We start from the raw sequence: 16,107 nt of genomic DNA, 5'->3' as shown, positions 1-16,107 counted from the left end.
CACAATTTTTTCACCGGCAGCATCCACCGTCTAAGCTTCAAACAAGTCCGATCAATCTGCGTGAATGGATCAGTCGACTATGGGCGCGTTATGGCAAACCGATACGAGTAAAACTGTGGTCCCGACTGAACGTGTGGATGAAGCGCCTATCCCCGAAAAACCCCGTCGTAGTCGTACCAAACACGGGTGGAAGGCGTTTTGGTTGCTGGTGTTGATTATCCTGATTGCTCTGGGGTTGGCCGCTGCCAGGGAAATGCGTACCTCGAAGTTTCAATCCCGGGAAGCCAGCAAATATGCCGCTACCCTGAGTTACGAACTGAAGCCAGGCCCAAGCGACTCCATTCGCTATCCAGGGGCCGGCCCTTTTGACTTGCGTCTGGGCTACAGCTCTCTGGGTGAATTCCTGCCGCGCCTGATCAAGCGCGACTACGTCGTTGCGGCACAGACCCGCTTTTCCCAACCGTTGATGGACTACACCGACAAAGGCTTTTTCGTGCCCTATGCGGAAAAGATCCAGGCAGGATTGTCGATCACCGATTGCCATGCGGCGCCGCTTTATCAGTACAAATACCCGCAGCAGCTCTATTCAAGCTTTGACGCGATTCCGCCGGTGGTGGTCAGCAGTTTGCTGTTCATCGAAAACCGCTTCCTGCTCGACCCTCGTCAGCCCCGGGCCAACCCCGCCGTGGATTGGCCACGCTTCGGCATGGCGGCGTGGTCGCAGGTCGCCAAAATGCTGCACATGCCTGGCCAATCGGCGGGCGGCAGTACCCTCGCGACGCAACTCGAGAAGTATCGACACTCGCCCGACGGCTTGACCGTGTCCGGCGGGGAAAAAATCCGCCAGATGATTTCCGCCAGCGTGCGCGCCTATCAGGCCGGGCCGGAAACGCTTGCGGCGCGCCAGAACGTGGTGCGTGATTACCTCAACAGCGTGCCCCTGTCCGCCGTGCCCGGCCACGGGGAAGTGCACGGCATGGCCGAAGGTTTGCGTGTCTGGTACGGCGCCGACTTCAACAAGGCCAACGAACGGCTGGCCAGTACCGACACGGATCCAAAGGCCATGGCGGAAAAAGGCCTGGCCCTGCGTGAAATGCTGTCGTTGATGATTGCCCAGCGCCGCCCTTCCCACTACCTGACCAAGGGCCGCGATGAGCTGGCCGACCTCACCGACAGCCACATTCGCCTGTTGGCGCAAAACTTTGTGATCGACGCGCCGTTCGCCGCCGCCGCATTGGCCAGCAAAGTGACCTATCGCGACTGGCAGACCCAGCCGACCATTCAACCGATCGAAACCAACAAAGGCATCAGCGTGGCGCGCAGTCGCCTGGGCGGGTTGCTCAATCGTCCGCTGTACGACCTCGATCGCCTCGATCTCTCCGCCACCAGCACCCTGCAAGGCGAACTGCAAACCCAGGTCACCGAGTACCTCAAGCACTTGGCCGACCCGGCGTTTGCAACGCAGATCGGTTTGATGGGCGAACGCCTGCTCACCCCCACCAGCACCACGCAAGTGCGCTACAGCTTCACGCTGTTCGAACTGACCCCGGACGGTTCGCGGGTGCGCGTGCAAACCGACAGCACCGATCAGCCATTTGATATCAATGAAGGCAGCAAACTGGAACTGGGCTCCACCGCGAAAATGCGGGTACTGACGACTTATCTGCAAATCATTGCCGAACTGCACGACAAGTACGCCGAAATGACCGTCCCGGAACTGAAGAAAGTCGACGTCCCGGATCAGGATCGCCTGAGCCGCTGGGCCGTCGATTACCTGATCGAGAACAAGGACCACAACCTGTCGGCCATGCTCAGCGCCGCGCTGGACCGCAAATACTCGGCCAGCCCCGGCGAAGCCTTTTTTACCGGCGGCGGGCTGCATACCTTCGTCAACTTCCGCAAGGAAGACAACGGTCGCATACCGACCTTGCGCGATGCCCTGCGCGAATCGATCAACCTGCCGTTCATTCGACTGATGCGCGATCTGGTGCGCTACACCACCTACTCCGGCCCGAACAACAGCGCTGCTCTGCTCGGGGACGACCGCGATCCTCGGCGTCAGGAATACCTGGCCGAGTTCGCCGACCGCGAGGGCACTTCGTTCCTGCTGAAATTCTGGAAGCGCTACAAAAACAAGGACACCCAGGCACGGCTCGAAACCTTCCTCGACAGCATGCGCCCGACGCCGATTCGCATGGCTGCGGTGCATCGCTACCTGTTGCCGCAAGCCAGTCAGGAAAGCTTCAACACCTTCGTGCGCTCGCACCTCTCAGGCGCCAAGCTCACCGAGAAACTCACGGACGAACGCCTGCAACGGCTTTACGAAAATTACAGCCCAGGCATCTACGATTTGCCGGACCAGGGCTTCATCGCCAAGGTCCACCCGCTGGAGTTGTGGCTGATCGGTTATTTGTTGAATCATCCTGACGCCAAGTGGAGCGAAATCGTCAAGGCCAGTCAGTTTGAACGCCAGGAAGTCTATAGCTGGCTATTCAAAAGCAAGCATAAGGGTGCCCGTGATGGCCGCATCCGCACCATGCTGGAGATCGAGGCGTTTCTCGACATTCACGCGCGCTGGCAGAAAGTCGGCTATCCGTTCGATCACCTGGTGCCCTCGCTGGCCACCGCCATCGGCAGTTCCGGCGACCGACCTGCCGCGTTGGCGGAGTTGATCGGCACCATCCTCAACGACGGCGTGCGCATGCCGACACTGCGCATCGACAGCCTGCATTTCGCGGCGAATACGCCCTATGAAACCAAGCTGATCAACGACCCGGATGTGGGTAAACGGGTGATGCCGTCCGAAGTGGCCACGGCCATGCGCGAGGCCTTGTCGCACGTGGTGGACGCGGGTACGGCCAAACGTGTTTCCGGCAGTTTCATCACCCCCGACGGCAAGCCGCTGGCCATGGGCGGCAAGACCGGGACCGGTGACAACCGCATCGAAGCCATTGGTTCCGGTGGGCGAATCTTGAGTTCGAAGTCGATCAACCGCACGGCCACCTTTGTGTTTTATATCGGTGATAGCCACTTCGGTACGTTGACCGCATTCGTACCCGGTCGCACGGCCGAAGCCTTCAAGTTCACCTCGGCCTTACCGGTGCAAGTGCTCAAGGGCATGGCACCGATTCTCACGCCGTATCTGCAACCGGGCACACATACGCAATGCCTGCCCGTGGAGGTCGCACGACGCTGAAAAACGATGGCGGTAAATAATTATTTTCGGCATTGAAAATTCCAATGCTTTGCCGGGAAAAACGCTTTTCAAGCAGCGGGAATTCAGACTTTTACTTTGAACCTCGGGCGTTAGGCTGGTCACTCCACTTAATGCTCAAGGTTTATTGAAAGCATGACTGACTTACACGGACGTATATCAGCGCTACCGACACCCGTGGCCGATGACAATAAAGGCCACCATTACGCGTTCATCAAGAACCGTATCCACCCCGTTTTCAAAGGCGCTTCAGTGCGACGGGCTCAGGAACTGAGCCTCACACAAACGGCTTCAGGACATTGGGTCCGAAGCGTCACAGACTTCGACCATGCGCCGTTACAAGAAGCCAATCTTGAACTCTGGTCCACGCAGAATGCAGTCGACCGGTTCATGGATGAGGTGCAGGACGTTTACACGTTCGCCGAACCGTTACTCACCGACGCACTGCAAAAAAAATTCAATGTCGATGTCGATGTCACCCGCACGTTCCTGCATCTGTACTTACCCAAAGCACGCCCGTGGTATGTCTTCGACGTCTCCGGCGGTGTTGTTACCCGAACCGTCTCATTGCTGGACGCCGCCCTGCACAACTTCGCACGTCACGAAACCTGCGAACCGGACTCGGTCTTCATCAGCCAGCCCGACGCACGCGGGCACTTCGACGTCCTGCCGATCAAACGCAAAATGTCCATTGCCCAGTTCCAGAACCTCTGCCGCGAACTGGACATCGGCGCGCGCTACACGAAATACCTCGAAGAACAGTTGCTGCCCACTGACGGCCTCGCCCAAGGTTTTTTGAAACTCAAAATCGTCGAGAGCGAGAAAGCCGCGTTCAAAGCCGCCGTCCAATTGGCGGCTCTGAAGGGCGACATCGACGCCGAGGCCAGTGACCTGATCCTGAAAATGCTCGATGGCCAGCGCAACCTCACCCGTAAAGGCCGGGTGATGCAATTTGCCGAACTGTCGATTCTCGACAGCCCGCTGAGCGCAATCGTGTTGATCACACCCTGGCCGGAACAACACATCCGTGAGGTGACGCCGGTGATTGTTTACGTCCCGCAGGACCCTGAGCACCCACTGAAAGAGTACCCCTCGACCGTCGCGTTCATGAATGAACTGACGCGCCAGCTGCGCGACAACAACGTCGTTTCATCCACCGGCATGACCTACCAGCAGTACTTCAGTCGGTTCGTCGATCAATCGGAGCGCGGGCATTTTTTCGGCGGGCTGCAGCAGCGTCTGTTCGAGGTGAAATGGCATCAGAAAGCGCCGCTGGAGCAGGGACCGAGCTGGCGGGAGGTGCCGGTCGACAACCCCAATCTGCATTTCAAGGCGGCACCGATCCAAGGTGAACTCTGGGAATACCTCTTCCAGCTGAAGCTCAACAAGGTGCTGAACGACGCTCGACACATTGCCGTGTCCACCGCCGATAGCGATAGCAATGCCCGATGGGCCTGGTGGGAAAATTTCAAGAAAATAGTCTCGGACATCTTCAACGTCGCGCTGATGGTCGTCACGCCGTTCGTTCCGGGGCTGGGTGAATTGATGATGGTCTACACGGCGTATCAGATGGCCAGTGACGTCATCGAAGGCATCGTCGATATGACCCTGGGGCTGTGGACTGAAGCTGCCGAACACATCACCGGCGTGGTGACTGACGTCATTCAGTTGGTGGCATTCGCCGCCGGGGTGAAGATCGGCAACGTTGCGCGCCTGAAGCTTTCGCCGCTGATCGAAGGCATGAAACCGGTGAGTCTGCCCAATGGCGAACCTCGACTGTGGCATCCCGATCTCAAGCCTTATGAGAGGCCGGATGTAAAACTACCCGCTGAAGCCAAACCTGACGCATTGGGACTTCATGCCCACGAAGGCCAGGACATTTTGCCGCTGGATGACAAACACTTCGCCGTGCAAAAAGACCCACAAACCGGCAACTACCGCGTCAAGCACCCGCATCGCGACAACGCCTATTTACCCGGGTTGAAACATAACGGCCAGGGCGCCTGGACCCACGAAGCCGAGAACCCGCGAGCGTGGCAGCGCCCGACGTTGATGCGTCGCCTCGGCCATTCCGTGGACGGCTTCAGCGACGCAGAACTGGACAATGTGCGCATCGCCAGCGGCACCGACGACGCGGCGCTGCGCCGCATGTACGTCGACAACACGGCCCCGCCACCGCTGCTGGACGACAGCCTCACACGCTTGAAAATCCAGCGCCAGACCCGCGAGGCCATTGAACGGATTCGAACCGGTCAACCTCTGGACCCTGCCTCCTGGTGGTTTGAATCCCTGGCGACTTACCTTGACGGCTGGCCTGTGGATAAAGCCCTGAAGGTTTACGAAGACGCCGACATGACCGGGCGTTTCCGCCTGTACGGCAATGCCGAGGCGAGCGAGGCGCAGACACTGTCCACCAGCCAGTCGCAGCTCATGAGCGAACAGTTTGCGCCAAGGCTTGTCGAGTTTCTCAGTGAAGAAGAGCGACAAGCGATGCTCGGTCGGTCAACCGCCAAAAGTGAACAGGTGCAAGCCCTGCGCAATCGACTGGCGGACGAAGCCAATCGATTGAACGCAGACATCGTCAATCAGCTTTACCAAGGTGCAGACGCGTCCGACGACCCGCAGGTCCGACTCATTCGCCAGACATTCCCCGAGCTGCCGACCCGCGCGGCACAGACGCTGCTGAACAGTTCCGACGCGGCCGACCTCACGCGCATGACCCAGGAGCAACGCCTGCCGTTGAGCCTAAAGAGCCGCGCCCGTGAAGCCGCCTTCGAAGCCCGGACCAACCATGCGTACGAGGGCTTTCATGACGGCGCGCAGTGGGTGGCGCAAACCGAAAGCCTGGTGCTGAATGCGCTCAGGATTCATACCGACACCTTCGCGCAATTGCGTATCGAGGTGCGTGAAGGCAACGATGGCGGACCACTGCGCGGCAGCGTGGGGGCACACGATGCGACGACGGTGCGGGTGCTGGTCAAGGATGAGGCCAACCGGTTCGAAGTCTGGGACGCCGACAACCACAAACTGCACGACGCCGCTGATTTTTTCGAAGCCGTGCTCACGGCATTGCCGAAAAACAAACAGGTGCAGTTGGGCTATCGGCCAGGCCAGGGGGCGTTTTTCAAGCAATGGGTCATGGCCAAGACCGATACTCCGGCTGAACGCCGCACCGCACTCGCCGCCCCGCCGATCCGCCCGATGGCGAACCACGAAGACATGATGCTGTTGCGCGGCCCCGGCTTCTCCATCACTGCCGCCACGCTCACCGAACGGGTGCAGGATGTGTACCCGCACTTCAACGAACGAGAGGTCGCTACCTTCGTTCGATCCCTGGGTTCGCCAGAGCAAGGACGTCAGACGCTGACGAGGCTTGACCGAGAGCAATATGACCTGCGCAAGCTGCTTAACCGGTGGCAAAACCAGCGACCCGATACGTGGGGGCCTGACCGACAAGGGTTCGTGCGCGGTGGCGGGCTGCACATTGCCGAGCGGCTCATCGATTGTTTCTCAAGAAAACCCACCGTGTTCGGTGAGCGCAGTACCACGGCCGACGGCGGTTATGCATTGGACCTGTCCGTAGAGTTCGATGTGCCCGACCTTGAACGCTGGTGGAAGGAACTGCCGCCGGAGATCAAACATTACGTCGATCAGATCAGCACCCTGAATCTGGATCGTACAAATTTTTCCGAAAGCTCCTCCGGCCTGTTGAACGACTTCCCGCATCTTCGGCAACTGAGTGCCCGCAACTGCGAGTTGACGCGACTTCCCGAGACAATCGGCAAGATGCACCACCTGCGGACGTTGCGGCTGATGAACAACGACATCACGTTGACCCCGTCGGCCGTCGAGCAACTGCGAAACCTGACTCACCTGGAAACCATCAGGCTCGATGACAACACGCGGCTGGGCATGCTTCCGAATGTCGGGCGCATGCCCAAACTGAGAATCCTGAGTTTGAGCAACACAGGGGCAACCACCTGGCCCGATGGCCTGCTTGGGCCGTTCAGCAAACGTCGACCGCGTGGCTTTTTCCTGGATTTGCAGGAGAACCCGCTCAGCGTCATTCCGACGGTCGTGCCTGGCTCGGAAGACGCCTTCATCGTGGCGCGGACCCGATTGTTTCCAAAGAAACTTTCGGAGGCCAACCTGATCACGTTCAAAGCCTATCGACGTTCGGTAGGCCTCGCGCCCGATCAGATCTATGCCGAAGCTGCCGCCGACACGATGCGTCAATGGCCGACAAAGGACGACTCTGTCTGGTGGAGTCCCGAGGTCGGAGGGCTGGGTACTTTCCGCGAGGACGCCTGGCACGATCTGATGACCGAGCCTGGCTCCGAAGATTTCTTTGCCTTGATCCAGAAACAGACACTCTCCGCCGATTACCGGGCCGGCGGAGAACTGCGCCAACAGCTCAGCAGCCGGGTCTGGCGCATGGTCGAGGCCATCGACCTGGATACCCCGTTGCGCAATGAACTGTTCGAAATGGCCAGGGCGCCCACCACCTGCGCCGATGCCGGGGCCCAAGTGTTCAACCACATGGGCATCAAGGTGCTGGCCTCCGAAGCCTATGCCTTGTCGACGTCCAACGCCGTCCTCGAAAACAAACTGGTGAACCTGGCAAAAGGCGCCGCTCGCCTCGCGCGCGTGGATGACATCGCCCGTGCCGATTTCGGCGGCCGTGAAGGCACTCCCGATGAGGTGGAGGTTTACCTTGCCTACGAAACCGGCCTGGCTCAACGCCTCGGTTTGCCGTGGCAATCGGAGTCGATGCTGTATCGCCCCTTGGCCGGCGTGAGCGCCAAAACCCTCGACACCGCCTTCGATACGGTGATGTCGATGGAGGCTGGCGACGGTTTGATCAACGACATGCTCGAACAGCCGTTCTGGGAGAAATACTTGCGTGACACTTACCCGAACGAGTTCAGGCGCAATACCCGGCTGTACGAAACCAAGAGTGATTTGCTGGACGAGTTGCGCGACGCTCAGCACGCCTGGGCAAGCTCCAGAAACCAACAGATTGCGCAACGACGCGCACTCAAACAACGTCTGCAAGACCTCGCCCGCCGCCTGAATGTCGATGACAGGGTGGTGCTTACCGATGAAGACATGAGTGATGAGGTCTACTTCCGACTGCTACAAGACATGGGCTACGAAGAAAAAGAGCTGAGCAGAAAGCTGACCCGCACAGCACTGCAAAAAGCCGCAGAGCAATAATCGGGAAACCCTGATGCATCGGGTGATGCATCAGGGTTCACGCCTTAACCCACTTCCGAATCCCAGATCACCGTGACAAGGCCGGAGTAGGATCGGGCGACGCCGGGCTTGAGCATTTCGCCGACCTGATCCTGCGCAATTTCGAAGTGCAACGTTCCAGGCTTGCGATCGACATAAAAGCGTGGCTGGAACTGCTCGGTGCCACTGCCGTCGCGTCGCAACGGCCGACGATTGACCGGTTGCGAGGCGGCATCCACCAGACCATTGGGCAGGGTTACGCTGACATTTATCGGAACGTAATGGTTGGAGACACGATCCTTCAAAGCGCAAGTTTCAGCATTAACGACGTACTGACACCCCAGATTCATTTTGAAACGACTCGATGAAGAGAGATTAAACGTCTGATCACGAAACAGCCGTGTCGGCTTGCGCCCCTGCGTCAGCCAGGCCTGCCAGCCGCCCTGCGGGACCAGTTCGATGCGATTGCCGCCCGGGGGAATCTCGACCTTGAGCGTGTGTTGCACTTCCAGGGTGAAATTCAAGGTCAGCGCCGAATCGGTCGGCTGCATGACATCGCCCATGTCGAAATCGCCGTTGGGCCCAACGCTATAGGTCAGGTTTCCCGTATAGCGACCCGCAGACATGCCCAACGGATTGGGCGTAACCAGTTCATAGGCAAAATCCAGATAGTCGTATCGCAACCAGGGCACATCGAACCGAGCCTGCTTCGAACAAGTCCCCTCTGTCGGTGTTTTCCAGAAAAAACGGTAATATTCACTGCCGAAATAACCGACACCGCTATACAGGCAGGGAGCAGGCGCATACACCCAACTGGCGCCCCACAGTTGATTGTGGGCGATACGGTAGTCACTCCCTCCGCCCACAAGGCTGATGACATCTTCGGTAACATAAGTAGAGCCCAAACCTGCAATTCGGACCCTGACCGTCTCCGGCTCTCCCGTCGCCTCATGGACCACGGACAATTCGCTCCACTGGGCAGGCACCTTGAATGTCGCACCCTGGCGAGGTGATGCATGATTGGCCTCGATCGGCGCATTGGAGTGGAACTGAATCGGCACGCGCAAGCTGAACATCTCGTTATCGCTGCACTGAACCGGATAGTCTGCGCAATATCCACTGGGTGGCGTGTCATTTTTGAATCTATTCTGCTGAGGGTTCGCAGAGTCTGGTCTGAACGATGCTTGAATCGAGACATCTATCGCCCACGCCGAAGACCCGCACACGGTAAGCAATAGCCCCAATCCGACGCCGCGTACATTTCGATTGGCTTCCTTTAGACGGTTCATTTTTTTACCCCAGTGGTACCCGCACGACTCCGATGACTGTTTCACCCTGACATCACGCATCAGGCAGCACCGCATTGAAAAGCAAATTGACGCTGCCGAAATAGCTGCCGGGCTTATAAACTCCATCGATCGGCGGCACCGGCGAGATCTCCAGCAACACACGTTTACCTGGCGCCGCCTCGCTCATCGACACCACCTCGCTACTCTCCAGTTCGCTCAGCAACTTGCCGTTGAACAGCACACGCAAACCAATGTCATGGGCCGGCGTCCCGTTGGACAGGTAAGGCCTTCCCTCAAGCCGGGCTTCGATGGAGCCGCCTTCATTCTTCACGTCGAAATACTTGCGCAAGCCGCCCAAGGTCGAGGTCGCCAGATTCCACGGCAACTGCTGTTCGCGGTGAATCCAGCCTGAGTCTGCGGGAATGACATAGAACGCCTGGCTCGGAATCGTCACGAACACGTCGAAGTGGTGCACTTCGCGGGCGGCAAACGCTGAATGGCAGGCCATTGCCGATACCATCAGAACCGTCAGTTTTCTGAACATGGTCATCAGCCCTTCACATCGAGTTTCTTGCTGCTCTCGCCTTCAACCAGAGTGAAGCGATACTCGCGACCGGCCTGTTTCTCGAACTGAAAACTGCGGCCCGCGAGGATGTGATGCTTGGTGGTCGGCATACAGTCCTGATCGTTCTTGACCGCGCAATCCTTGAACTCGTCGATCACTACCACGGTGTTGCCGTCGTTGCGGATGCGGTAATCCGTCGCGCCGTTCTCGATCACGCTGGCGTAACGCGTGTCCTTGGGCCGGACGAAAAACACCGCGCCATACCCGGCCAGCACCGTGACCCCAGCGGACAGGGTCTTCTTGTATTCCTCACGCTCTTCGCCAGAGACCGCGAACTCGTCTTCTTTCTCCGGCACCACCGGCACGAAACGCACGCGGAAATAACGCTCGCGGTCACGCTCGCCCATGTACAGCAGTCGCGTGCCCTGCATGCCACTGGCGGGCACGATCAGCCGAGCCGGGCTGGCCATCAAGCCGTCCCGGGCGCTGCCGTCGGCACTGGATTTGAGCGGCACTTCCTCCGATTTGCCGTCGGCGTCGTAAAGGATTTCCAGGATGTTGACCTTGACGAACGCAGTGCTGTCGCCGCCATTGAAGACGCGCTTCAAATAGGTACTTTTATCGCCATCCAGGTAGTCGTAAACCGTGCCGATATTGATGCTCGGCCCGGCGTGTGCCGTCTGCGTGAACAAACAAAAACCAATCAGTGCCAACCGACGTTTCATCGTCATTTACCTCGTAGATAAGGTGCGTATTGCCGGGCTTCAGCCTGCCGTCGGCGTCTCTGTCGTTGCGTCCGCCAACGTATCCGGCGTGCAACGCAGGTCGCCGATCATCAGCACATTGTTTTCCGTGCGGCCACGGCTCGGGTCGAGCCGGAACTGGCACAGCAACTGGTTGCCGTGACGCACTTCCAGGGTCGGTGAACCGGCGTTCATTTCCATGGAGAAGAAGCCGTCCACTTCACTGACCCCACGACTGGCGTGGTTGATGATGTGGTGGCCCTTGAGCGGGCTGCCCTGGTAGTCCACCAGGCGACCGAGCACGGTGAGGGTTCTCATCACGCGAACCTGGCGATACTCGACGCCGCCCTTGTTCAGGTGATAGCTGGAACGGGCCGGCTGGATGGTCGCGGCCGGCACGTGATTGCCCTCGAAATCGAAACTGACCGAGCTGCTTTTGTAGGCGGTGATCGGCACGAAATTGCGCCCCGGCCTGAGCACCGCGCTGCCACCGCTCAAATCGTCGGCGCGCAGGGCGATGTCATCGATGTCCGATTCGACATCGATGATCATGCCGGCACCGTTGCGGTGGTACTGGCTGGTCACGACCATTTTTTGCCCGCCGACGGCGACGGTGCTGTCGAGGTTCAGGCCACCGGTGAAGTCATTGTTGAATGAGGAGCGCTGGATAAAACCGTCAGCGTTGACCCGCTCCGATTGCATCGTCGCCATCGCGTTCATACCGATGCCATAGGTGTCGGTGATGGCTGTGGCGGAAACGCTTTGCAGCAGGTGATCCTGCAAGTCTTTGCGGTAGGTGACCGAGGCATTGTTATCGCGTCCGCCGTCGCGATCGGTGCGGGTGCCGATGCTGCCGGAGATCTGTTCGCCCGGCCCGCCCAAGGCGATGTTGACGCTCAGGTCGACGCCGCGGTTGCGGTCATTGCCCGAGCTGAAACTGCCCGGCCTGTCGAACAGCGACAAGCGCCAGTTGGCGTCACTGCCGAACAACCGGCCGCGCTGGCTCCAGCCCAGATCCACGCCGACGCCTTCGGTGTTGCCCTCGCTGTGGGACACCCTGGCATTGACCGAAGTTTTGCTGGTGAGCCGATGGTTCAGCGACAACGACGAGTTGCTGGTCTGGCCGATAAACACGTTGCGCTGTCGTACTCGCGTGCCGTCCGGCAGCGTGTCGTAGAGCCGGGTCGTGTCGAGCCAGCTGCGGTTGTGGCTGGCGACGATGCTGCCGCTGCCATAGGAATAAAGCCCCTGCACGTCGAAACCGGTGCCGTGGTCCTCGGTCTTGTAGACGTTGGCATAGACGCTGGCATTGTTGACGACGGCCCAATCGACCGAGGTGCCATATTGCAGGCTGTCACGTACCTGTCGACCCGACAGGCCGAGGATGACTCGCGGGTGCAGCAGAAAGTTGAAGGCGGCACCGGCCGTCATGTCGCCGTCGTTCTGATCGTCCCAGTTGCTGAGAAATTTGGATTCACGCCCGGCGAACAGGTTGTAGCGCCATTGCTCGTCGTGGTTGCGCCAGTTATTCGGCTTGTAGACCAGTTCCTGGGTGCTGGAGGTGATCTGGCCGTCTTCGATCAGGCGCACTTCCACTTCATAGATGCCGCCGGGCAACGGCCGCGTGTCGAGGGTTTGCAGGCCTGCGGGCATCGCCTGCGTATTGATCAGCAAACCGTCGCGGTAGATCTCCACCGAGCCCTGGCGATTGGCGGTGACGTAGATCGGGTAGACCGCCGGTGTCGGCTGGTTGATGGCCAGGCTGTCGGAGCTGCCGTACATCACACCCAGCGCTGTGTCAGGACTCGCGCCGAAGGTTCGCGGTTGGCGAGTCAGCCCTTCGGAGGTAGGGGTGAAATAGCCCAGGCGCACAAAGTTGCCTTCCAGTTCACGCTGGGTATAGAGCTCATGCACGGCGTGATAGGTCTGGTTATCCACACCGCCCAGTCGCGACAGTTGCAGGTTCACCGCTTGAGTCCAGTTACCCAGGCTGCTGCTGGCTTCAAGACCATAGCGCCCGCCGAGGTCCTGGTTTTGCCCGCCGTTGAGGTTCAACTGGTTGCGCACGATCAAGCCGGTGCTGCCGCCTTCGGGCTGGTTGTAATAACGCTGGACCTGATCGTCGCGCTCGGCGTTTTCCGTGAGGATCGACACCAGCGAGTTTTCCAGGCTGTAGTGCACGGCCAATAGCGACTCGGGGCATTTCGCCTCGCAGTTGCCCAGCGCCACGCCTTGCTTCAAATAGTCAGACCAGGTGTCGCGTTCACTGGCTTTGATCGTGCTGTCGCTGACATCGGTGAAGTCAACGAGGGTGATGCGGTCGTCGCGGGTCAACACGACCATCGCCTCCCCCAGAAATTGTTGATCAAGTTCCACGCGCACCGCCAACGGTACATCGAAGAAGTGCTCTTCGAATTCGCTCGGTAAACCCTTGGCCTGCGCCAGCAAACTTCGAGGTGTATGGCCGTTATCCGCTGGCGCGGCCAGGGCAGTTGCGCAAAAACACAAGGCAAGCGCCGTCGCGATGGGAGTCATCGGGAACATGAAAGAAATACTCTGTGGATAAAGACGGTGAAACCCGATCGACAGGAATTACAACCCTATCGATCGGTGCGCGTTATCAAGCAAGAACTTGCTGACAGAACGCTGTCATTCAGATGCGCGGAATGGCATCAAACATGACGACGGGGTTGGCGGTGTAAATACCCACCTGATTGTTGCCCGGCTTGTCGGCCGTAATCACCAGGTCGGCGCGCATGCCACCGTTGGACTCGACGTCGCCGACCACTTCCTTCGAATCGGCAGTCAGTACGGTGCCGTTGAAGGTGTAGGTCAGCGGAATGTTCAAGGTCGCATTACCGTTGAACAGCGGCGTCGGGCCGCCGACGACGTAAGCGCCCACTGCGCCATTGGTGTGCTGGATATCATAGGTGCCACGGACCTCCGACAGGGTGCCGGCGCCAATTTGGTATTGCATTCTTTCGTCTTTACCGAAGTCCAGGTCCACGGGTTGAGCGTGAAACACCTTGCTCGGGATTTCTGCAGTGATGTTGATGGAGGTGCGCGACTCATTCGCAGCGAACGCCATCGAAGCACTCAGGGCCAGGAGGGTCATCGGAACGGCGATTGCAAACTTCTTGAACATTGTTTAGTACCTGTCTTTTTCAATTGATTGGTCCGTGGAAAGCGTGAATCGTCCCTATCGCCGGTTTAAATAGTGGCAATTTGGCTAAACTTTCGACGAGGAGAATGATCGGCCAATTACTTGAGAAAGTAAGTACGCAACTTCCGAAGAACATGTAGTAACAACCGCCCACGACCCAGTAGAAAAAACCCGAAAAATCAATAATTAAACCGTTCACCCGACAGAAACATACTACAAACAGTTTTAACGAAAAAAGCACACAGTCAAACTAAATACAGTCTCTGTAAGACAAAGACTACTTAGGTCTAATTATCAATAATCACTCTCTATTAGTTACGCATAATTAGATCAATCACTCTAAAACAGCAAGCTGCAAAACAGCTTTTTCCCGCCCCGCACTGAAATCCGCCACCACGTCCTTCGGCGACGACCGTTGGTCCTTTTCGCTTGCTCTCTCGATAAGATATATCTTAAGTTGTATCTAAACACGACAGAGAGAAGGAAAAATGAGAGACCATCATTCCCCCCACCGCGAACACGGTGACGGCCGCGACGGCTTCGAGAAACGCCCCGGTCGCGAACGCGGCGGTCGCGGCCCACGGGTGTTTGCCCCCGGCGATCTGAAATTGCTGCTGCTGGCGCTCATTGCCGAACAGCCCTGCCACGGCTACGACTTGATCCGCCAGATCGAAGGCATGTTCGACGGCGCCTACAGCCCCAGCCCCGGCGTGATCTACCCGACCCTGACCTTTCTGGAAGAAAGCGAAATGATCCAGGGCGATGCCGAAGGCGGAAAAAAACGCTACAGCGTGACCGACGCCGGTCGTCTGTCTTTAAGTGAGCAAGCGGTTGCACTGGACGGCGTGCGGATGCGCATCGATGTCAGCAAGCGCTCATTGCGCGGCCATGACCGTCCGCCCGAGATCCACGAAGCGGTGCATAACCTGCGTCATGCGTTGCAACTGCACCACGGTCGCTGGAGCGCGGAAGAAATCATTCGGGTCGCCGCCCTGCTCAACAACACCGCCAAAGCCATCGTCGACGGCCCCTTGGTTCAACCTGCTCAGGAGAAAGCTGAATGACTGAAGTGATCGAGCACACCATTCACCGCGTCATGCATGAAATCAAACGCCGTCGCCTGCAAGTGTTGCGCGTGGTTGACCTGACCCCGCGCATGCGCCGGATTACCCTGGGTGGGCCAGAGCTGGCAGGTTTCATCAGCCTCGGCACCGATGACCACGTCAAACTGCTGTTCCCGCAGAACGCGGCAGAACAAGCGGCGCTGGAGACCCTGGTGCTCGGTGCCGGCAAGGACAACGGCCCGATGCCGGCGATGCGCGACTACACGCCGCGTCGCTACGACCTCGACACGCGGGAACTGGACATCGACTTCGTGTTGCACGGCGACGGCCCTGCTTCGACCTGGGCGGAACAGGCCAAACCGGGACAGTTCCTGCACATTGGCGGGCCACGGGGATCAATGATCGTGCCGGACATGTTCGACAGCTATTTGCTGATCGGTGACGAGACGGCGATCCCCGCGATTGCGCGGCGTCTGGAGGGTTTGGCGGCCAATCGCCAGGCGCTGGTGATCATTGAAGTGGAGAACGGCGCGGAACAGCAAAAGCTCGAAAGCCCGGCGCAGGTCAATGTGATCTGGGTGTTGCGCGAAGGTGGCAAGAACAACTTGCTGACCACCGTGAAACAGTTGCAAGTGCCCAGCGGCAATCTATACGCGTGGGTGGCGACCGAGACCAAAGTGTCGCGGCAGATTCGGCGGGTGCTGCTGGACGAGCACGGGCTGAACGAGCAGTTCGTCAAAGCCGTCGGCTATTGGCGCCTGGACGACACCGACGAGGAATAACACCACATGAACTGTAGGAGCCGGCTTGCTGGCGATAGGTCCCTTGAACCCT

General features: G+C 58.7%; 9 protein-coding genes. 4 read left to right on the top strand and 5 right to left on the bottom strand.

Going from position 1 to position 16,107, the window contains the following annotated elements; genetic code table 11:
- Positions 1–79: 79 nt before the first annotated feature.
- Together IB245_RS21120 and IB245_RS21115 are read left to right on the top strand one after the other, a co-directional pair.
- Positions 80–3,196, top strand: coding sequence for a transglycosylase domain-containing protein (locus IB245_RS21120; RefSeq protein ID WP_008043448.1), 3,117 nt, complete (start codon positions 80–82; stop codon positions 3,194–3,196).
- A gap of 153 nt (positions 3,197–3,349) precedes the next feature.
- Positions 3,350–8,431 carry an NEL-type E3 ubiquitin ligase domain-containing protein gene (locus IB245_RS21115; RefSeq protein WP_192228550.1) on the top strand — a complete coding sequence of 1,694 codons (5,082 nt, stop codon included), beginning with the start codon at positions 3,350–3,352 and terminating at the stop codon, positions 8,429–8,431.
- Positions 8,432–8,475: 44 nt separating this feature from the next.
- Here IB245_RS21115 and IB245_RS21110 read toward each other — a convergent pair whose 3' ends face one another.
- The 5 genes from IB245_RS21110 to IB245_RS21090 all read right to left on the bottom strand — a co-directional run bounded on the left by IB245_RS21110 (position 8,476) and on the right by IB245_RS21090 (position 14,191).
- Positions 8,476–9,738, bottom strand: coding sequence for a hypothetical protein (locus IB245_RS21110; protein WP_192228549.1), 1,263 nt, complete (start codon positions 9,736–9,738; stop codon positions 8,476–8,478).
- A 52-nt stretch (positions 9,739–9,790) separates the two neighbouring features.
- Complete coding sequence (locus IB245_RS21105; protein WP_192228548.1) at positions 9,791–10,282, bottom strand: CS1 type fimbrial major subunit; 492 nt, start codon at positions 10,280–10,282, stop codon at positions 9,791–9,793.
- A gap of 5 nt (positions 10,283–10,287) precedes the next feature.
- Positions 10,288–11,028, bottom strand: a complete 741-nt coding sequence (locus IB245_RS21100) for a molecular chaperone (protein ID WP_192228547.1) — start codon at positions 11,026–11,028, stop codon at positions 10,288–10,290.
- 39 nt (positions 11,029–11,067) lie between these two features.
- Positions 11,068–13,590 carry a CS1-pili formation C-terminal domain-containing protein gene (locus IB245_RS21095; protein ID WP_192228546.1) on the bottom strand — a complete coding sequence of 841 codons (2,523 nt, stop codon included), beginning with the start codon at positions 13,588–13,590 and terminating at the stop codon, positions 11,068–11,070.
- Between the two features lie 109 nt (positions 13,591–13,699).
- Complete coding sequence (locus IB245_RS21090; RefSeq protein WP_192228545.1) at positions 13,700–14,191, bottom strand: CS1 type fimbrial major subunit; 492 nt, start codon at positions 14,189–14,191, stop codon at positions 13,700–13,702.
- A gap of 506 nt (positions 14,192–14,697) precedes the next feature.
- Between IB245_RS21090 and IB245_RS21085 the strand changes: the two genes are divergently transcribed.
- Both IB245_RS21085 and IB245_RS21080 read left to right on the top strand, forming a co-directional pair.
- Complete coding sequence (locus IB245_RS21085) at positions 14,698–15,273, top strand: PadR family transcriptional regulator (protein WP_008026701.1); 576 nt, start codon at positions 14,698–14,700, stop codon at positions 15,271–15,273.
- Entirely contained in the window at positions 15,270–16,055 is a 786-nt protein-coding gene (locus IB245_RS21080) for a siderophore-interacting protein (protein ID WP_192228544.1), read from the top strand. Before IB245_RS21085 ends, IB245_RS21080 begins: the two co-directional genes overlap by 4 nt.
- Positions 16,056–16,107 lie beyond the last annotated feature (52 nt).

The organism is Pseudomonas sp. PDM02 (assembly GCF_014852285.1).
Classification (GTDB): Bacteria; Pseudomonadota; Gammaproteobacteria; order Pseudomonadales; family Pseudomonadaceae; genus Aquipseudomonas; species Aquipseudomonas migulae.
The sequence above is the reverse complement of the archived record's forward strand: the minus strand, read 5'-3'. Positions and strand labels throughout refer to the sequence as shown.

Bases quoted from the DNA above. Each gene is read 5' to 3' on its own strand.
- IB245_RS21120 (WP_008043448.1), top strand. From the start codon at position 80: ATGGGCGCGTTATGGCAAACCGATACGAGTAAAACTGTGGTCCCGACT.
- IB245_RS21115 (WP_192228550.1), top strand. From the start codon at position 3,350: ATGACTGACTTACACGGACGTATATCAGCGCTACCGACACCCGTGGCC.
- IB245_RS21110 (WP_192228549.1), bottom strand. From the start codon at position 9,738: ATGAACCGTCTAAAGGAAGCCAATCGAAATGTACGCGGCGTCGGATTG.
- IB245_RS21105 (WP_192228548.1), bottom strand. From the start codon at position 10,282: ATGTTCAGAAAACTGACGGTTCTGATGGTATCGGCAATGGCCTGCCAT.
- IB245_RS21100 (WP_192228547.1), bottom strand. From the start codon at position 11,028: ATGAAACGTCGGTTGGCACTGATTGGTTTTTGTTTGTTCACGCAGACG.
- IB245_RS21095 (WP_192228546.1), bottom strand. From the start codon at position 13,590: ATGTTCCCGATGACTCCCATCGCGACGGCGCTTGCCTTGTGTTTTTGC.
- IB245_RS21090 (WP_192228545.1), bottom strand. From the start codon at position 14,191: ATGTTCAAGAAGTTTGCAATCGCCGTTCCGATGACCCTCCTGGCCCTG.
- IB245_RS21085 (WP_008026701.1), top strand. From the start codon at position 14,698: ATGAGAGACCATCATTCCCCCCACCGCGAACACGGTGACGGCCGCGAC.
- IB245_RS21080 (WP_192228544.1), top strand. From the start codon at position 15,270: ATGACTGAAGTGATCGAGCACACCATTCACCGCGTCATGCATGAAATC.